Consider the following 18,567-nt stretch of genomic DNA (forward strand, 5'->3'; position numbering starts at 1 on the left):
TATGGGGAAATAAATGGGAAAATTAAGATATATTTTACGTGGATTGAGATACAAATACGATTATGACCCTGGAGAAATAAATTGTCTACAAAAGTACATAAAGTCTGGTGATGTAGTTGTTGACATTGGTGCTCATTTTGGCGGGTATACATTTTGGATGGCTAACCAGGTTGGAGATAAAGGAAAAGTATATGTTTTTGAACCGCAGCCTTTTTTTACAGATTATATAAGAAAATCATTGCCATTTTGGCATAAGAACAGGGTAATAATTGAACAAAAAGGAATGTCATCAAAAATAGGGGAAATGCAGCTTATTATAGCAGAGGATGGACAGGAACATTCCCAGTGTGCTACTTTTGAATCTGAACCGAGGAAAAAATATAAGTCATACAATGTCCCTGTTGATACTTTGGACAATTATTTCAAAGGCAAAATTAATAGGCCAATAAAATTTATTAAATGTGATGTAGAAGGGCATGAGTTGGAAGTCTTTCGTGGTGGTATTGATATAATAAAGGAAGGCAAACCTATTTTATTATTTGAATGCGAGAAACGTCACTTAACAAAACATAAAATGCAAGATGTGTTTATTTTTTTACAAGGATTAGGCTATGAAGGTCAGTTTATCTTAGGAAAGAAACTTTATCCCATATCTGAATTTAATCCAGATATTCATCAGTTTGAAGGCAAAAAGCCGTATGCTAACAATTTTTTATTTAAAAATAAATAAATTGGGAAAACCTAAAAATGAAGTAATGGGAAATACTAGATAACTTGGAAAATTTTACTAATACTATACTAATACTGATAATGCATTTAGTTGAAATTCTTTTTTAGAAACAAAACATGAGAGATATAATGTTTAAATTATTAAAAGCAATAAAAGAGGGAGAATGCGTAAAAAGACTATATAATACATTTATTAATATGGTTTACGAATTGTATTTAAGAATATTTAAGTCGGATAGAATTAATTTCAATACTAAAGAATACAATTATTTTTATCACTGGTATAATACAACTTGGAGAAACGAGAGAACTATTGAAATACCAATAGTATGGGATATGGTAAAGCAAAATAAGGATAAGGAGATATTGGAAGTTGGGAATGTTTTATCTCATTACTTTAAGATTAATCATGATGTATTAGACGAATATGAAATTGTTCGAAGAGGGGTAATAAAAAAAGACATAGTTGATTATGTTTCTGACAAAAAATATGATTTGATAGTAAGTATTTCGACACTGGAACATATCGGATATAATTATGGGGAAGTTTATGATGAAAATAAGATAATTAAGGCAATAAAAAACCTTAAATCAATGATAAATATTGGAGGAGATATTGTTGTCACGTTGCCTGTAGGTTTAAATAAAAATCTAGACAATATGATTAGTGAAAAAAAATACAATTTGATGATGTCTGGTATTTTGTCAAAGATGACGAAACGAACAAATGGTGCCAAAAAAATGAATGGAATGAGATAAAAACTATAGAATATAAAGATAGTGCGAAGGCTTTGCTAATAGGTATTTGGAAAAATTGAGTATATCTTTATTTTGCGTGTTGTATTTAAAAATTAAACGTTAACAACTTACTAAAATATGGATAACAATCAAAACAATATCAATTTAAAACGTCTGGCGGCAAAAGGTGCCGGAATGCTTTTCTTTAGGCACCTGTTTTCTTTTTTAATTAATTTTGGCGGCGGTATAGTTTTAGCGAGATTTTTCGGGCCTGAGGTAATGGGGCTTTATTTTATTTCATATACTGTTTTTATTGTAATAAGAGAATTGCTGGAGTGGGGATTGCGTATATTCTTTATTCAAGCACAGCAGGAACCTTCTCAGCAAGATTTAAATGCAGCATTCACCCTTCAAAACGTTATCGCACTAGTAATTATAGTTTTAGCGGTAATCTTTGCAGGCCCGATATTTGTGCTTATATATAAAAACAAGATAATTTATCCGTTGATAATTTCTGCTGCAGTTGGCGGCTATCTATATTCTCTTAACAGGATTCCTCTTGCACTGCTTGAAAGAAAGATGAGTTATGAAAATGTTTCCATTGTAGAACTTTTGGAAATAGTTGCTTTCAACACTATTGCGGTTTCTATGGTATTTATTCAAAAGGGATCAGGGGGATTGGTTGTAGGAAATGTTTTTAGAGGGCTTCTGCCCTTGTTATATCTTGTTTTATTAAAAAATATGCACTTTACATTTTCTTTTGATTTCACAAGAATTAAAGAAATATTTAATAAGGCAATGCCAATCGTTTCGGCTAACTTTACTTCTTGGTTAATAATACTGGCTCCGCCTTTGATCGTGGGCTCTTTTGCAGGTTCAGCCGCTTTGGGAATAGCACAGCAAGCTTTAATGCTTGTAAGCCAGGCCAGCGTTTTATCAACTATACTAAACAGGGTATTTATGTCTTTTCTTTCAAGGATGCAAAATGACATGCTGTCATTCAATAACTATGTAAATAAATTACTTGAATCATTATCAATGATTTACGTTGTTTTGATCTTAGGCACTGCGTCTTTCTCTTCCTGGTGGGCACCCCTGCTTTATGGAAAAAAATGGGTTGGGCTTGATGATATAATTATCCTGACAGCGTTACCTGTTACACAATCAGCCATATTAATGACATTAATGTCAGCGCTTTATTCATTGGGTAAAGCAAATGTTATTTTCAAACAAACATTGGTGCAAGCTTTAGCATATTGGGCCGCAATGGGCATATTTGTGATTATGGGTCTAAAGCAATTTGCTTTACCTCTTGCTTATTTAATAGCAATTCAATCCGGTATTATATTGTTCGTTTATTATATAAGAAATTATGGCAAATTAGTATGGTTTAGCGTGGGTTTTAACTTATTTTCGGGTTATTTAATTGCAGTATGCGTCTGGTTTTTAACAAAAAACGGGCATATATTATATGCGATTTCTTTATGGATTATATTTTTATCATTTTCTTACTTTAGGTTGAAGGAAGTAAGGCAAACATTCATTAATTTAAAAAGTATAGTGTTGTCGACTTAATTGAGTCAAATATGAAAATAGCTGTGCATGCAAAAGCATTAACTGAAAAAACTATAGGCGGCATCGGGTACTATACGTATAACTTGTTAAAAGCCATCGCTGAAATTGACAAAACGAATTCATATATACTTTTTGCAAATAAGCCTTATGTTCATAAAATAGATTCTCCTAGTTTTGAGCATAGATATGTAAAGTATCCCAAGTTTTGGTCATATTTTGGGCTGCCTATTGAACTGAATAAAGAGAAGTTCGATTTGTTGTTTATGCCTAAAGAGATGATTCCGCCGTTTAGTCCAAAGACTGTGATGATGGTATATGATTTAGGGCTTCATTATTATTCAAAGAGTATATCCCTTCATGCAAAAATACATTACTATCTGTCAAAGTATATCCATATGAAAAGAGCACAAAGGATAATAGCAATTTCTAAAGACACAAAAAAGGATATCGTTGAAATTGCAGGTATAAACCCGGAAAAGATATCGGTGATTTATCCGGGCTGTGATTTTAAATTGTTCAGAAAAATAACTGATACAGAATTAATAGAGAAAACCAAAGTAAAATACGGGATATCAGGCAAATATATAATAAATACAAGCAGCCTGTCATGGTTTAGAAAGAATTTGACAGGAGTTTTAAATGCTTTTGCAGATTGTGTAAAGAAGCATAAGATAGAACATAAGCTTGTGATAACCGGCTCAAAGGGAAACCAGTTTAACAAACTTGAAACTCTTATTAAAGAATTAGGTATTGCCGATAAAGTGGTATTTTCAGGATACGTTGAAACCGAAGACATACCGGTACTTTTGAGCGGATCGAATGTCTTTGTTTTTCCATCACTATTTGAAGGCTTCGGGCTTTCGCTTCTTGAAGCTATGGCCTGCGGGTGTGCTGTAGTTACCTCCAATACTTCAGCCATGCCGGAGGTAATCGGCGATGCGGGCATAATGATTGATCCGGCCAATATAAACGAAATGAGTAATGCCATCTATAAACTGATAACTGATGAAAACTTAAAAAAAACTTTATCATCGAAAGCTGTTGAAAGAGCAAAGCTGTTTACCTGGGAAAAAGCAGCGAGGGAAACTTTGAAGATATTTAACGAAATTGTAAACAATTAAAATCATGAAAAATAATATATTACTGCTATTATTATTGTTTATTTCCGGTTATTTATTTGCAGGGGTTAGTGAAGAGCAGAAAAACGGGGAAATAGGGGTAACGGGGAATCTGGGGCCTGCGCAGATGGAACAGAAATCCGATTGGATAGGGTCAGATACTCTAATAGGACAAACCAGCCAAGACTCCGAATCACAGGAGTTTAAGGTAAGATACGATTTCTTAAACTGGGTTTACTATCCATGCCAGGGAATGCCCAAGTTTCTTGCTTTAAAAAACCGGGCTTATTTTGTGTGCGTATACGGCGAAGAAAACGTTGTTTTCAAGGTACTTTATTGCGATGTATACAATAATGCGGTTTCATCGGGTTATCCTAAAGTGCTCTACTGGCAGGCTCAATCTTCTACGATTACCCTGAAACTTGATTATGTTGGTAAAGAGAACAACTCCTTACTTTACCAGAAAGAGGTGGCTCTGCTGTGCGGCAAATATTATTACAAATATATTGTAAAGAACGATATTTTAGAGCAGGACTATGAAATGGCTCAGAGCAGTTTTGTTGTAAAGTCAAAACCTGCGAGCGTAAAGAATGAGGCTTACCAGGGAAACATCGTAACTCCCAATGCAAAAGTAGTTCTTAAATGGAGTTCCTCTGACCCCGAAGGTGGGGCATTGAAATATAATCTGTATTTAGGGACTGACCCTAATAACTTAATACTGGTTTACCAGAGCGGTTATTCAGGCGGTGCACCTGTAAAAAAAACTTTAAAAGAAGCTTCTATGTCTAGCGATGTGTGCTGTTCCTACGAGCTTAAAAATCTTGGTTTTAATATGGTTTATTACTGGCAGGTGGAAGCCCTTGACGAGTATGGAGTTACTACAAAGAGCTCGGTGTTTTCATTTTCAACAGTGAGCCAAAACCTGGTTGAGAAAGCCTTTAATTATCCTAATCCATTTAATCCCGCAAAATCTCAGGCAACAAATATAGTGTTTAACATGGCTGAAAGCGGTTCAGCAGATATAAAAATATATACTGAATTGGGAGATTTATGCTGGAGTAACTTGTTTGATAATCTTAACGCCGGGGCAAATGAAATATTATACAACGGTAAGGATGATTCAGGTAATCTGCTTTACAACGGAACTTATGTATGTATTATAGATAAAAAGTATCCAAACCGTAAAGAAAGAAATAATTGCAGGATGCTGGTTATTAAATAATAAATCAGGTAGTTATTAGGGATTGCGCAGTAAGTCGTGAGTTCCGATTTTTCGCAAGTATGCAGTGTCTCCGATTATTTGATAAGTTATGCGGTAGTTAGAAGAAACCCTTATTTCAAAGATGGATTCCTGCCCTGCCATTTTTTTATTTCCTAAGGATGGATGGTTTGGGTTAAGTTGCAGCAATTCCAGTGTTTTCTTGGTTCTTGTTTTAATGTCATCTGGCAATTTCTTATAGAATTTAATAAAAGTGCGGGTAGCTTCTATATGCATTATTTATCAATTTCTTTGAAAAGCTCTTTAAGGTTTCTGGTCTTGGTCGTTTTGCCTTTTTTAATATCCTGGCTTGCTTCATTTTCATCTTTTTGCCAGTCGGCTGAGTAGAAGTAGGCTTGTTCTTTCGGGATTACAAGCTGAGGCTCAATGATTATCTTATTTTCTTTAATGCTGATATCAATATAATCGTTAGTATGCAGATGAAGGCTATTAATAATTTCTTTAGGCAATGCTATTTGATAATTTTGTCCCAATTTTCTTAACATTTTGTAACCTCCTTTGTTATTATATTATAATATGAAAATAATATTTTGTCAAGATATGGTTTTAATGATTTAAACGAATAATAAAATAGTATGAAATACAATAAACTCACAATTCTAGTATCTATAATCATAATCAATGCCGGTGTATCATTTGCCGATACTCGTTCAACATTTCTATCCCACGGCCCGTCTGTTGAGGCTTATGGAAGAGGGGACACGGGTACGTCCTTCCTGGATAGCATTGCATCTGTATATTACAATCCTGCCTTAATAGCAAACATGAATAACTATGACCTTGACGCTTCATTCTATAGCCTTTTTGATGAAAGTAGTTACGGATTTTTAGGTGCAGGTATTCCTTTAAAAAACGACAGTTACCTGGCGATATCCGGGATTTGTCTAAGGAGCGGTAATGTTGAAATAAGGCAGAATATTAATGACGCGCCTGAAGGAATAAGGACTTCACAATGGGCTTATTCAGTTGCGCTTGCCAAGACTTTTAAAAAACTGTACATGATAAATGTCGGTTTAAACGTCAAATATGTGGATTTGATGCTATATAATTACAGGGGCGGATCTTTTGGCGCGGATTTCGGAGCTTCAAAGGGGTTCAATGGGCCTGTTATAGATGAAAATCAAAGCAGAATAAACATAGGTTTTAACATTCAAAATTTAGTTCAACCGAAAATAACAATGATTTCCGATGAAGAGGTATATAACCCGGTATATCGGTTAGGTTTTTCTTTAAACCTTCCGGTTTATTCAAGGCCGTTTTCTTATGATAGTTTAGGGATATATACAGATTTTGCAGATGAAGAGGATGCTGTAAAGTGTTATATAGGTTTGGAGTATGCGTTTTTTAATAAAATTTATTTAAGAAGCGGCTATTATAAGGGTAATATGACTGCAGGGATAGGTTTTAATAATAACAGCTATGCGGTGAATTATGCGGCAGATTTTGTTGACTATGCTACTTTCCACAGGATAGGGCTCTCGTATTACTGGGAAAAGAATGAAAAAACCCCCGCTTCAAAGCCTGTTGTAGTCAAAGAAACTTCTCTTATGGATGAGGCTAAGAAGGCTTTAGAAAAAAACAAAGAGTTGAAAAAAGAAAATCAAAAAGAGATAAGGTCAATATTTGTTTCTGCAAAAAGGTATTTTAAGAAGAAGAAATATTTGACTGCATCCGACAAATTCAGCCAGCTTATCTTGAAATACCCGGAATATAAAATAGCAAAAGAATATTATGAAAAGATAAATGTCCTGATGGATAATGAATCCAAAGATAACGAAGCTATAGACCTTGAAAAAGTATCTTATGCAAAAGCTTTTGTTTATTATAAGGAACAAAAATTGAAAGAAGCTGTGAATGAATGGGAAAAAGCCCTTGCTATTAACCCCAAAGCCGATGAATTGAAAGAGTATTTGGCAAAAGTAAAGGGGTATTTGAACGATATAGAAAGACAGAGCAAAGAAAACGAAATAGAAGGCCAGATTAAAAACATTTATGAAAGCGGTTTAGAGGATTATAACTCGTCAAAATGGGTGAATTGCATTAAGAAAATGGAAGAAGTGTTAAATATATGCCGAAAGCATGTATTTAAAGAGTTGATCCAGTGGCAGGAGAAAGCTCAAAGGTTAATAGAAGGGTCATTAAACGAATTATCAAAGTCTGTTTCTAAAAAGCCCGTAATAAGGCCGATGACATTTACAAAACAATCCGAAACTGAAGTTAATAGTGAAGGTGCACAGAAAAAGTATAACGAAGGGTTGATCCTGTATGCACAGGGTAAAACTTCGGATGCGATCAGAATATGGGAGATCGCTATAAGGCTTGACCCAGGTTTTGAAAAAGCCTATAAAGCGATCGAAAAAGCCAAAGAAGAATTAGGGCCAATAAAAAAGTAAATATTGTCCCGCCTTAATAAAAGTCTCCGAATTGGTCGGAGAATGAATGTTAAGGATAGCGGGATGTCACAAAATTTAAATGAGCTGAATGGGTTCCACTTCATATATTAATTGAAATTTGATACAATTTCCTTACATTTTCTTATTATTATAGGAAACTAGATTCCTGCTTTCGCAGGAATGACACCAAAACTGAATTATGACACAGTCTGTTTGCGGGAATGACGGTTGTTTTAAGTTTGAAATCAATTTCTGTGTTTCTCGTTGTCTTTTTCTAAGGGCACCAATGACTTTTTATAAGGAGTTTTTAGAATGAAGCTGTCGGTTGTAGTGCCGGTTTATAATGAGGTCAACACACTGCTTGAGATTTTAAGAAGGGTGCAGGCTGTCCCTCTGGAAAAAGAGATAATTATCGTAGATGATTTCTCCAGTGACGGGACAAGGGAAATGATTGCGGCTTTAAAAGAAAATAATATAAAAGTATTATTTAATGAAAGGAATATGGGGAAAGGCTATTCAATAAGGAAAGGTTTTGAAGCTGTAACCGGAGACGTGGTGATTATTCAGGATGCAGATTTGGAATATAATCCTGAAGAATATCAAAAATTACTAAAACCCATATTAAGCGGCCTTGCTGATGTAGTTTATGGCTCCAGGTTTATCAGCGGATCTGAGCATAGAGTGGTGTATTTTTGGCATTCTGTAGGGAATAGGCTAATAACCCTGCTGTCAAATATGTTCTCAGATATAAACCTTTCAGATATTGAGACATGCTACAAGGTATTTAAAAGCGATATAATAAAAAAAATAAAAATAGAGGAAAACAGGTTCGGGTTTGAACCAGAAATAACTGCTAAAATAGCCAAAACTAAATGTAGGATTTATGAGGTAGGAATATCTTATCACGGCAGGACTTACGAAGAAGGCAAGAAAATAGGTTGGATAGATGGTTTTAGAGCTCTGTATTGTATAGTAAAATACAATCTGTTCAGGTAAATAACACGTCATGGTAATGTCAAAAAGAGGGTAATAAAATGAAACTGAACGTACACGACATCAAGCTAATAATCTATGATTTTGACGGGGTTATGACGAATAATACGGTTATGATCGATCAAGACGGGAAGGAATACGTAACGGTCAGCAGGAGTGACGGCCTGGCTGTAATTTTAATCAAAAAGATGAACATCCCTCAGCTGATATTAACAGCTGAAACAAACCATATAGTCTCAAACAGGGCAAAAAAGCTCGGCATAGATATAATCCAGACTGTCGAAAACAAATTATATTCGCTAAAAGACTACCTGATAAAAAATAAAATAAACAGGGAAGGTGTAGTTTACCTAGGAAATGAGATAAATGATATGGAAGCAATGAAATATGTAGGGTTTTCTGTATGCCCAGCCGACGCCAATGAAAAAATAAAAAAAATATCGGATATAGTATTAAAAACAAAAGGCGGATATGGAGCCATAAGAGAGTTTTTTGATATATTAATGGGTGTTGAAGAACAAACTCAAACCCTAAATTCAAAAAACTAAACAGTTTGTACCATTCAAGAGTAATATTAACAGTTCTAGTCTTGAATTAAATCAAAATCCTAAACACTAAATCCAAAACTCTAAATAAATTCATCCCGCTTTGCGGGACAAAAAAATATCCAGTTGTTTTTAGTACGCCAAGTTAAACCCCCAAGCTTCTGCTTAGGGATGGCTTGGCAGTCGCCAAAGGCGACTTGCAGGTTGTTGACGTAGTAAAGAAGCCGTCAGACTCTGGCGGAGTTTTACTTTTAGTTATTTGAATTTTGGATTTGTTTAAGGTTTAGAGTTTAGGGTTTATAAATTTATGGAAAAGTTAACTCACCAGGCAAGCAAGGTCGCTGTCGGTACGGCTGTATCGCGGGTATTAGGCTACGCCCGGGATATGCTGGTAGCTCATGCGTTTGGCGCTGGTTTTGCCGCAGACGCATTCTATGCGGCTTTCAGGATACCCAACCTCTTACGGCGGGTTCTCGGCGAAGGTTCCTTCTCAGCTTCCTTTATACCGGTTTTCAGCGAATATTACCACACCAAGTCAAAAGAAGAGACCCAGGAGTTTTTAAACGCAACTTTTACTGTCCTTACTTTTGTTCTGACCGTGCTTACACTGCTGGGTATGCTCTTCTCACCCGAAATAGTGAAGTTAATAGCCTGGGGTTTTAAATCAGACCCGGCAAAACTGGACCTCACCATACAGCTTACAAGGATAATGTTCCCTTATCTTTTGTTTGTCTGCCTTGCAGCCCTGGCACTCGGGATATTGAACACCCTTGAATCATTCTTTCTGCCGGCTGTTGCGCCTGCTATGCTGAGTATAGCTGAGATCGCATTTATAATCGGCATTGCACCGTTGTTATCTCCTGATGATAAAATAATAGGGCTTTCGTACAGCGTTACGGTTGCCGGGCTCATGCATTTTTTAGTCCAATGGCCCAGGATAAAAACTTTAGGCTGGAAGATCAGGTTCAAGCTTGATTTCAACCATCCGGGCTTGAAAAAGGTTTCAGCCCTGATGCTCCCTGCAATGATAGGTATATCCGTTGATCAGATAAATACTTTTGTAAATACGATTTGTGCGTCATTTCTTGTGCAAGGTTCAATTACAGCTCTTTATTATTCAAACCGGCTCGTGCAGATGCCTCTAGCCATTTTCGGGCTTGCCCTTGCGAGTGTATCCCTTCCGGCGATGGCTAAGTCCATAGCGACCAACGACCTGGAGTCTATGAAGAACGCATTGAACTACTCGCTGAAATTCATACTTTTTATACTAATACCTTCAGCCGTAGGTTTGATGGTGATAGGCCTTCCCATAACAAGGGTCCTGTTCGAAAGGGGGAATTTTAACCTTGAGGGTTCTATGCTTACCTATTCCGGGCTTTTTTATTATTCCCTGGGCCTTCCGGCATATGCAGGCTCAAAAGTGCTCGCAAACGGTTTCTATTCGTTTCAAAATACAAAAACCCCGGTTAAGATAGCGGCCGTGGCAATGGTCATCAACATAATCCTGTCTGTATGGCTCATGCACCCCATGGGTGTAGGGGGCCTTGCCCTGGCAGCTTCTATTTCTTCCTGGTTCAATGTTATTATTCTGGCGTACTATCTGCAGAAAAAGATAAAGGTAATAGATATAAGCCAGCTCTTTTTAACTTCCGTGAAGGCCGGGATAGCGGGGCTTATTATGGCTGTTGTATGTTACTACCTGGCTTTTGTGGCTTTTATGAACCATATGTATATAGGGATGTTCGTCTCTTTATTGTCGGGTATCGCGGCTTACTTTATCCTGGCGTGGATCCTTGGTATAGAGGAATCAAAGCATTTTTATAAGCTATTGAGAAAAATAATTAAGATATAAATGAGGTTTTCATGAAATTAAAAGATATACCGGGTGCTCCAGGCGTATATCTAATGAGAGATGCCGGAGCAAAGATAATATACGTCGGCAAAGCTTCAAACCTCAAGAAGCGGGTAGCTTCCTACTTTAAAAAGGACAACACCACAAAAATAAGCATAATGATGACTTTCCTGAGGCATATAGATTTTATACTTGCATCCAGTGAAAGCGAAGCGCTTATCATAGAAAACTATCTCATCAAGCAATATCAGCCGTATTTCAACACGATGTGGAAGGACGATAAATCCTACCCGTACCTGAAACTTACGACAAAAGAAGATTTCCCCAGGCTGGTCCTGACAAGGAATAAGACAGATGACGGGAATGAATATTTCGGGCCCTATCCTCATGTGATGGAGATAAAGAAACTTATCTCGTGGTTTTACAGGTTCTTTAAATGCAGGCCTTGCAAACTGGATATCAGCGCCGGGTCATTGCCGGATATGAACAAGGTTAAATCATGTATTTATCTTCAATCAAACAAGTGCCCGGGCCCGTGCGTAGGAAAGATCACGTTTAAAGATTACCGGAAAAAGATTAACGAGATAAAAACCTTCCTAAAAGGCAGATATGGAATGCTTCTAAGCAAATGGGAAAAAGAGATGAAACTTGCAAGCAAGAGCTTGGATTATGAACAAGCTTCGGAAATAAGGGACAGGATAAAAGCGATAAAGCTGATAAACGAAAAAGTAACTATAAGGGAGATAAAACCTCAGGATATGAGCTTATCTCTAAAAGTAACGGATGTCCTTAAAGAACTTAAAGATGTTTTAGGGCTCAAGAAATGGCCGATAACTATAGAAGCTTTCGATATTTCAAATATTTCAGGCACAAATTCAGTGGGTTCCCTGGTGAGGTTCCATAACGCTAAACCTGATAAACAAAACTACAGGAAATTCAAAATAAAATCCGTCACAGGAGCCAATGATACGGGAATGATAAAAGAAGTGGTTTATCGAAGGTATCACAGGCTAAAAGCCGAAAACAGGGGGTTTCCTGACCTGATACTGATCGACGGAGGGAAAGGGCAGCTTTCAAGCGCGATAAAAAGCCTGGAAAAATTGAATCTAAAGATACCTGTGATAGCCCTTGCAAAAAAAGAAGAAGAGCTATTTTTGCCGAACAGGGATGAGCCTGTTAAACTTGACAGGTCTTCAAAGCCTTTATTGCTTTTACAGGAAATCAGGGATGAAGCTCACCGCTTCGCTGTCAGTTATCATAAGCTGTTAAGGGAAAAAATATAAAAGTGCAGGTACCCTGTAATGATAGGGAACCATAGGTCACGAAAGGGGTAATGATGAAAAAAGAATTTGTTTACGAGCTTCTTGACAATATCGATACCGGAGTGTACCTGGTCGATAAAGACAGGAAGATAATATTCTGGAACAAAGGAGCCCAGCTGATAACCGGTTACAAGAGCACTGAAGTATTAAGCCAGCCTTGCTGTGATAATATCCTAGTGCATATAGATGAAAACGGTATTAACCAGTGCGGCTCAACATGCCCGCTTTTTGAAACAATAGATACGGGCGTAAAATATGAAAGAGAACTTTATTTGCTTCACAAAACCGGTTATAGGGTACCGGTTTCCGTAATAGTGCTTCCGATCAGAGATGAGAAGGGTGCAATAACAGGAGCTGCTGAAATATTTAAAGACCGTTCCGGTAAGGTCGATTCCATTGAAGAGATAGATGAACTAAAAAAACTCATACTTTTTGATCCGTTGACCCATTCAGGGAACAGGCGTTTCGTCGAAATGAACCTCCACACCAGGTTTGCCGAGCTTATAAGGTATAATATCCCTTTTGGTGTTTTGTTCGTAGATATAGATGATTTTAAGGTCATAAATGACAAGTATGGCCATGATATAGGAGATAAGGTCTTGGCAATGGTGTCACAAACATTGAGCAAGAACCTCAGGACTTTTGATATTTTGGGAAGATGGGGCGGGGATGAGTTCGTTGCAGTTATCATAAATGTTAACGAGGGTCAATTATCCGCAATCGCCAATAAATTAAGGCTGCTTATCGAAAAATCGTTGTTAGTCATTTCATCTGAAATAATAACCGTAACTATATCTGCAGGTGCGAGCATTGCAGGAAAAGAAGATACCAATGAAACTCTGATGAAAAGGGCCGATAAACTTATGTATGAAAGTAAAAGTAAAGGCAAAAACAGTGTCACTGTTGGGTAGATAAAGAATGAGATATTTACTAATAATCATGATTTTAATAATCAATTTATCGGATTCTTTTGCTGACATGGGTAAGTTAGTGCTGAAAAACGGGAAAGTATTTGAAGGTGATTTTAACAGGTCGCCGGACGGGAACTACTGGCTATATGTAAATAAGTGCATGATAAAATTTACAAAGGATGAAATAAGTAAAACAATTATCTATTCCAGAAATGAGCATGAGAACAAAACCGCGTATAATTTAAAAGCCGAAATGGGTAAACTAAATGTCTGTAAGGAAGACACAAAATATGACGAGATAATAAGTTATGCTGCCAGGAAACATAACCTGGACCCGGCGCTTATAAAGGCTGTAGTAAAAGCAGAATCCAATTTTAATGTAAGGAATTTGTCGTGCAAAGGAGCGTGCGGATTAATGCAGCTTATGCCTGATACTGCAAAAGGTTTGGGAGTGAAAGACTCCTATGAACCAAAGGCAAATATCTACGGTGGTACAAAATATTTAAGGTATATGCTTGAATTATTTGATTGGGACCTTGAAAAAGCTTTAGCCGCCTATAATGCAGGGCCGAAAGCTGTCCTTAAATACCATGATGTGCCTCCGTATGACGAGACAAGAGGTTATATAAAGAAAGTTTACAAAAATTATCAGGACTACAGGTATTCAAACAAAATATATACTTATACTGATGAATCCGGCAAGATGAATATATACAACATAAAAAGAAAACGGTGAACCAACTATGTGGCTTCGTAGTAAATGACTTAAATGAAAATTCCGCAACGAATATTAGACAAAATGAAGTTATATCCCAAATTTTATCGGGCGGTTTGGCTGGCATGCAGTAAAATTCCGAAAGGGAAAACCCTGTCTTACAAAGAACTTGCAGTAAAAATCGGCAGGCCGAAAGCTTTCCGTGCAGTAGGGCTTGCACTTAAAAAAAATCCTTTTGCCCCTATTATACCATGCCACAGAGTAATAGGTTCTAAAGGTGGTCTGGTAGGGTATTCCGGTCCAGGCGGGATACAGAATAAAAGAAAAATGCTCAAAGAAGAAAAAGCGATATAAAGTCAAATCCGAATTTTGAATCTCGAAAAATATCAATATTAAATTAAGGGAACATCGTGAAACAGTGCAGGTTCATCATAAGCAAAAAACAAAACGGTTATTATAATATAGCCCTTGATGAGGCATTATTTAGTATATGCAAAGAATCAAAACCTCCATTCTCCGTATTCAGGATTTATACTTGGGCAAAGCCTTGTTTAACTATAGGATATTTCCAGAAATACAATGAAATATATGATGCCGACCTTTACAGGTGTAAAATAGATAAACTACCGGTCATAAGAAGGCTCACCGGCGGTTTAGCGGTCCTTCATAAAAACGATGTTTCTTATTCATTGATTACCAACTCCTCTGACTGGCCGTATGTTTACGAACAGGAAAAAAGCTATAAAGCCGTGCATTCGACTATAAGGTCTGCTTTAATATATATCGGAATAAACGCAGAGTTCATTAAATATGGTTTTGTATCAAGTAAAAATTCAGTTTGTGTCGATACAATGTTCAACTATGACCTGCATTTAAACGGAGAAAAGATTGTAGGTTCATGTCAAAGAAGGTCAGGAAAAATCCTATTGCAGCAGGGTTCTTTACATTTACCAGGTAAATATGACTTAAATAAATTAAGTTCTTCATTAAGAAAAGAGTTGAAAAATGTATTTAAAATGCAACTAATGCATTCTTCAGTTTCAGATAAAGAAAATAAACTCGCAAATGACCTTGTAAATAACAAATATTCTTCCGTAAGCTGGAGTCAGAAATTCATTAAAGCCTAGATGTTTCCTAACTTTGACAAAAACTTATTAAAGAAGTATAATTTTCAACAAGAAATATTAATAAACAACCTAAAAGAGTTTAGGGCATTTCGCTATGCCAAAATGCTCTATAAGGAGAAAAGTATGCCTAAGCAAGATAAGAATCCTAAAAATAATGATCATGTAACAAAAAATGAGTTTAAAGGAAGGTTGGACAAAGTAGATGTAAGATTTGACAAGGTAGATGAAAGATTCCAAAAGATAGATGGAAGATTTGACAAGGTAGAATTAGCATTGCAAAATCAGGCTGCTGCGATTATATCCAATACTGAGGATATTAAAATTATAAAGGAGACAATGGCAACTAAAGATGATGTCCAAAAAATACTTTCAGCGGTAGATAATATTGCACGCGATGTTATAGATGTAGGGCGCAAATCTGTTGTTAATACGCATAGAATAAATGAAATGGATATAAAAATTGAAGAACACGAAAAGCGTATAAGCAGGTTAGAATCAGCTCATCATAAGTGATGCTCCACTTTTTTGTCCCTCAGCAAATTAACCAAACCAATTTGCAATCAATAATCAAGATATAAAGGAAAAAAATAAAAATATGTTAAAAATGATTTTAAATTCCATTTTCGGTTCGCAGAACGAAAGAATGCTTAAAAAAATGAAACCTAGGATAGATGCTATAAATGCTCTTGAGCCAGAGCTAACTGCGTTAAGCGACGAGCAAATAAAAGCTAAAACCGATGAGTTTCGCAAAAGGCTTTCAAACGGCGAAACCCTTGATGATATCTTAACAGAAGCTTTTGCCTGCGTTCGCGAAGCTTCTAAAAGGACTATAGGCCTGCGCCATTTTGATTCTCAGCTGATAGGCGGGATCATTCTGCATCAAGGGAAAATAACTGAGATGAAAACAGGTGAAGGAAAAACTCTGGTAGCGACTTTACCCGTTTATTTAAATGCGATATCCGGGCTTGGTGTCCATGTCGTGACCGTGAATGATTACCTTGCAAAACGCGACAGGAACTGGATGGGGCCTATATATGAGTTTATGGGGTTGACTGTCGGTTTTGTCCAGCATGACATGGAAAACATAGACCGCCAGGCCAATTACAGGTGTGATGTAACTTATGTTACGAACAATGAGATAGGTTTTGATTACCTTCGCGATAATATGGTCATCTCAAAGGAGGACAGGGTCTTAAGGAACCTTAACTTTGCGATAGTCGACGAAGTAGACTCGATATTGATAGATGAAGCAAGGACTCCTCTTATAATATCGGGCCCTGCGGAAGAATCTACGGATAAATACTATATTTGTAACCGAGTAGTTCCTCATTTAAAAGGGAGAAAAATAGTTGAATCCGAAGAGATAAAAGCAAAATATGAAGGTGTTGACCTGACAGTGGGATATGATTATATAGTTGATGAAAAGAACCATTCTATAGTCTTAACCGAGCAGGGAGCGGCAAAAGCAGAAAAACTGCTGGGAGTCAAAAATATTTATGATGATTTACAGTCGGAATGGGTACACCATATCACTCAAGCGCTAAAAGCCCATAACCTCATGATCCGTGATGTCGAATACGTGGTTAAAGACGGCGAGGTCATAATCGTAGATGAGTTTACGGGAAGGCTCATGCCCGGAAGAAGGTGGTCTGAAGGGCTTCACCAGGCTGTTGAAGCAAAGGAAAATCTGAAAATAGCAGAAGAGAACCAGACCCTTGCCACCATAACTTTCCAAAATTATTTCAGGATGTACAAAAAACTGGCAGGAATGACGGGTACAGCCATAACTGAAGCGAGTGAATTCTGGGAAATTTACAAATTAGACTGCATTGATATACCTACTAATAAACCTATGATAAGGGAAGACCACCCTGATGTTATTTACAGAACGACAAAAGAAAAATATGAAGCTATAGTTACAGCCATCGAGGGATTATGGAGAAAAGGCCAGCCTGTCCTTGTCGGTACACGCTCTATCGATCAATCCGAGAAAGTATCTGTAATGCTGAGGCGTAAAGGCGTGCCGCATCAGGTTTTAAACGCCAAATACCATGAAATGGAAGCCCAGATCATAGCCCAGGCCGGGAAAAAGGCCGCTGTGACGATTGCAACTAATATGGCAGGCCGCGGCACCGACATAGTCTTGGGGGGGAATCCTCAAGACCCTGAAGAAGCGAAGTTCGTTATAAGTGCAGGGGGCCTGCATATCCTTGGTACAGAAAGGCATGAAGCAAGAAGAATAGATAACCAGCTGCGAGGCCGTTCAGGAAGGCAGGGTGACCCCGGCTCATCGCGTTTTTACCTTTCTCTGGAAGATGAGTTGATGCGGCTGTTCGGTTCCGAGCGGATTTCCGGGCTCATGCAGAAACTTGGAATGCAGGAAGGCGAAGAGATTCAGCACCCTTGGATAAGCAAAGCCATCGAGAACGCACAGCGAAAAGTCGAAGGTATGAACTTTGATATAAGAAAACAGCTCCTAGATTATGACAACGTTATGAATAAACAGAGAGAAGCTGTTTACAGGCTCAGGAACGAGATACTTGAAGGAGAAGATATATCTCAGACAGTTCAAGACATGCTCATGGAATCGGTAGATAACAAACTGTTCATCTGGGCACCCGAGAAACTATATCCCGAGCAATGGGATATGGCAAGCCTGAGTGCCTGGCTTACAAGGACCTTTCAGGTCAAGCTGGATATTCCTAAAGACGAGTTAAATTATATGAAGCCGGAAGAATTTAAGGAATTAGTCGAAGGAAAAGTTAATGAGGCCTACAGTAACAGGGAAAAAGAATTGACCGTGCCCATATTACATCAGGTCCAAAGAATGATACTCCTTCAGATGATAGATACTGCCTGGAAAGAGCATCTATACGACCTTGACCAGATAAAAAAAGGTATTGGTTTAAGAGCCTACGGGCAAAAAGATCCGCTCGTGGAATATAAGAAAGAATCCTTCGCTATGTTTGAGCAGATGATGAACAGGATAAGAGAAGCTACTATAGAATACATTTTCCGTTTTCAACTTGTTCATGAGCCGCTCAGGCGTGCTCCTATCCCTGTAAACCGGATAGCAGGAAACCCGCAGAACGGGAATGTAATGAATATTGCTGCACAAAAAACACTCGTTGGGGCCGGCGGTGTTTCAAAAGAAGTAACAATGCCGGCTAAACTCGGAAGGAACGACCCGTGCCCTTGCGGAAGCGGGAAGAAATACAAAAAATGCTGCGGCAAGTAGAAAATCAGTTATTAGTTCATAGTTCGTAGTAA

18 protein-coding genes are annotated in these 18,567 nt (G+C 37.4%); 16 read left to right on the forward strand and 2 right to left on the reverse strand.

Annotated features, from left to right (window positions below; all coding sequences use genetic code 11):
• Positions 1-13 precede the first annotated feature (13 nt).
• From LHV68_02340 to LHV68_02360, 5 genes are all read left to right on the forward strand, one after another.
• On the forward strand, positions 14-730 hold the full coding sequence (locus LHV68_02340) for an FkbM family methyltransferase (GenBank protein MCB4790704.1): 717 nt from the start codon (positions 14-16) through the stop codon (positions 728-730).
• A 128-nt stretch (positions 731-858) separates the two neighbouring features.
• Positions 859-1,488, forward strand: a complete 630-nt coding sequence (locus tag LHV68_02345) for a class I SAM-dependent methyltransferase (GenBank protein ID MCB4790705.1) — start codon at positions 859-861, stop codon at positions 1,486-1,488.
• A 117-nt stretch (positions 1,489-1,605) separates the two neighbouring features.
• A complete protein-coding gene (locus LHV68_02350) occupies positions 1,606-3,042 on the forward strand; it encodes an oligosaccharide flippase family protein (protein ID MCB4790706.1) in 1,437 nt (478 codons plus the stop codon).
• Positions 3,043-3,053: 11 nt separating this feature from the next.
• Entirely contained in the window at positions 3,054-4,163 is a 1,110-nt protein-coding gene (locus tag LHV68_02355; protein ID MCB4790707.1) for a glycosyltransferase family 4 protein, read from the forward strand.
• A 4-nt stretch (positions 4,164-4,167) separates the two neighbouring features.
• Entirely contained in the window at positions 4,168-5,382 is a 1,215-nt protein-coding gene (locus tag LHV68_02360) for a hypothetical protein (protein MCB4790708.1), read from the forward strand.
• Positions 5,383-5,397: 15 nt separating this feature from the next.
• Here LHV68_02360 and LHV68_02365 read toward each other — a convergent pair whose 3' ends face one another.
• Together LHV68_02365 and LHV68_02370 are read right to left on the reverse strand one after the other, a co-directional pair.
• Positions 5,398-5,655, reverse strand: a complete 258-nt coding sequence (locus LHV68_02365; GenBank protein ID MCB4790709.1) for a type II toxin-antitoxin system RelE/ParE family toxin — start codon at positions 5,653-5,655, stop codon at positions 5,398-5,400.
• The gene (locus LHV68_02370; protein MCB4790710.1) at positions 5,655-5,924 is read right to left on the reverse strand and encodes an AbrB/MazE/SpoVT family DNA-binding domain-containing protein; all 270 of its coding nucleotides are present in this window, start codon (positions 5,922-5,924) and stop codon (positions 5,655-5,657) included. Before LHV68_02370 ends, LHV68_02365 begins: the two co-directional genes overlap by 1 nt.
• A 90-nt stretch (positions 5,925-6,014) precedes the next feature.
• Here LHV68_02370 and LHV68_02375 point away from each other — a divergent pair, with 90 nt between their 5' ends.
• The 11 genes from LHV68_02375 to secA all read left to right on the forward strand — a co-directional run bounded on the left by LHV68_02375 (position 6,015) and on the right by secA (position 18,535).
• Positions 6,015-7,832: a hypothetical protein gene (locus tag LHV68_02375; protein MCB4790711.1), complete on the forward strand. Its 1,818-nt coding sequence runs from the start codon at positions 6,015-6,017 to the stop codon at positions 7,830-7,832.
• A gap of 312 nt (positions 7,833-8,144) precedes the next feature.
• On the forward strand, positions 8,145-8,828 hold the full coding sequence (locus LHV68_02380; protein ID MCB4790712.1) for a glycosyltransferase family 2 protein: 684 nt from the start codon (positions 8,145-8,147) through the stop codon (positions 8,826-8,828).
• Between the two features lie 38 nt (positions 8,829-8,866).
• Entirely contained in the window at positions 8,867-9,373 is a 507-nt protein-coding gene (locus tag LHV68_02385) for an HAD hydrolase family protein (GenBank protein MCB4790713.1), read from the forward strand.
• Between the two features lie 304 nt (positions 9,374-9,677).
• On the forward strand, positions 9,678-11,222 hold the full coding sequence (murJ, locus tag LHV68_02390; GenBank protein ID MCB4790714.1) for a murein biosynthesis integral membrane protein MurJ: 1,545 nt from the start codon (positions 9,678-9,680) through the stop codon (positions 11,220-11,222).
• A gap of 11 nt (positions 11,223-11,233) precedes the next feature.
• A complete protein-coding gene (locus tag LHV68_02395; protein ID MCB4790715.1) occupies positions 11,234-12,505 on the forward strand; it encodes an excinuclease ABC subunit UvrC in 1,272 nt (423 codons plus the stop codon).
• A gap of 50 nt (positions 12,506-12,555) precedes the next feature.
• Entirely contained in the window at positions 12,556-13,455 is a 900-nt protein-coding gene (locus LHV68_02400; protein ID MCB4790716.1) for a sensor domain-containing diguanylate cyclase, read from the forward strand.
• Positions 13,456-13,462: 7 nt separating this feature from the next.
• Positions 13,463-14,191: a lytic transglycosylase domain-containing protein gene (locus LHV68_02405; GenBank protein ID MCB4790717.1), complete on the forward strand. Its 729-nt coding sequence runs from the start codon at positions 13,463-13,465 to the stop codon at positions 14,189-14,191.
• A 63-nt stretch (positions 14,192-14,254) separates the two neighbouring features.
• Positions 14,255-14,524 (forward strand): MGMT family protein, encoded by a 270-nt coding sequence (locus LHV68_02410; protein MCB4790718.1) that lies wholly within the window; start codon positions 14,255-14,257, stop codon positions 14,522-14,524.
• A 56-nt stretch (positions 14,525-14,580) separates the two neighbouring features.
• Positions 14,581-15,297 (forward strand): hypothetical protein, encoded by a 717-nt coding sequence (locus LHV68_02415; protein MCB4790719.1) that lies wholly within the window; start codon positions 14,581-14,583, stop codon positions 15,295-15,297.
• Positions 15,298-15,420: 123 nt separating this feature from the next.
• Positions 15,421-15,810, forward strand: coding sequence for a hypothetical protein (locus LHV68_02420; GenBank protein ID MCB4790720.1), 390 nt, complete (start codon positions 15,421-15,423; stop codon positions 15,808-15,810).
• A gap of 82 nt (positions 15,811-15,892) precedes the next feature.
• Positions 15,893-18,535 (forward strand): preprotein translocase subunit SecA, encoded by a 2,643-nt coding sequence (gene secA, locus LHV68_02425; GenBank protein MCB4790721.1) that lies wholly within the window; start codon positions 15,893-15,895, stop codon positions 18,533-18,535.
• Positions 18,536-18,567 lie beyond the last annotated feature (32 nt).

This window comes from Candidatus Liberimonas magnetica (genome assembly GCA_020523885.1).
Lineage (GTDB): Bacteria > Elusimicrobiota > Endomicrobiia > Endomicrobiales > JAFGIL01 > Liberimonas > Liberimonas magnetica.